Source organism: Actinomyces sp. 565 (assembly GCF_010365615.1).
Classification (GTDB): Bacteria; Actinomycetota; Actinomycetes; order Actinomycetales; family Actinomycetaceae; genus Actinomyces.
In genome coordinates, this window is sequence record NZ_PIZD01000069.1 from 31,669 (window position 1) to 32,406 (window position 738).

1 protein-coding gene and 1 pseudogene are annotated in these 738 nt (G+C 64.0%); both read left to right on the forward strand.

Going from position 1 to position 738, the window contains the following annotated elements; genetic code table 11:
- Window positions 1-253: hypothetical protein (locus GZ997_RS12505; protein ID WP_203234236.1), on the forward strand; the 253-nt coding region annotated here is incomplete at its 5' end.
- 134 nt (window positions 254-387) lie between these two features.
- Window positions 388-738, forward strand: a pseudogene (locus GZ997_RS13065) (hypothetical protein); the annotation flags it as partial.

Sequence of the window (738 nt, forward strand, 5' to 3'; positions counted from 1 at the left end):
TGCAGGCGGGTGGATCGACCCGTGGGAGCCACAGATCACCCCCCTGGAGTGGTGGACCGACCAGGACGACCCCAACCGCTACGTCGTACGCACACAAGTAACATCCCAGGACCGCGATCAGCATCCAGGAGACGGCCAGCCTCCCCTACGCATTACACGAACCGAAGATGTCTTATTGGTTCAATTGTATTGGAGCACCCATAGTTGGACCGTTGAAGTAGTCGACCTAGAAGAGGAAGGTGACGCCGAATGAAATACCAGGCCAACGCATGCCGTGCCACGTTCGCCACAATACTCTCGCTGTGGATAGCCGTCACCCCAACGGCATTCGCCGACACGCATTCTGAGCATAGGTTTGACACTGACACGCACGGTAATTCTGTGACGGTGACGGGTAGGACGTCCTACGAGGTGGCCTACTCCACCCCGGGCACCCCGGTCGGCGGGGGCTACTACCCCTCCGGCGGGGCCGGTGGCACGGCTAACCAGTACGCCACGCCCGAGACCGAGGCAGACCCCGGCACGTGCGGCACCGCGACCCTAGGCGCAGCCCTTTCCACCAAAAACGCCTCCGCGTTATGCGCCCCAGACCCCGCCGCCCCGGCCGCCGCGGCCGGCGTCGGCACCACCACGGTCATCACCGTCACCGCCACCGACGCAGCCACCCTCCTAGCCGACGGCTCCGGCATCACCCGCCAGCCCCCAGGCCCAGAAGTACTACTAACCAAGGACTTCATC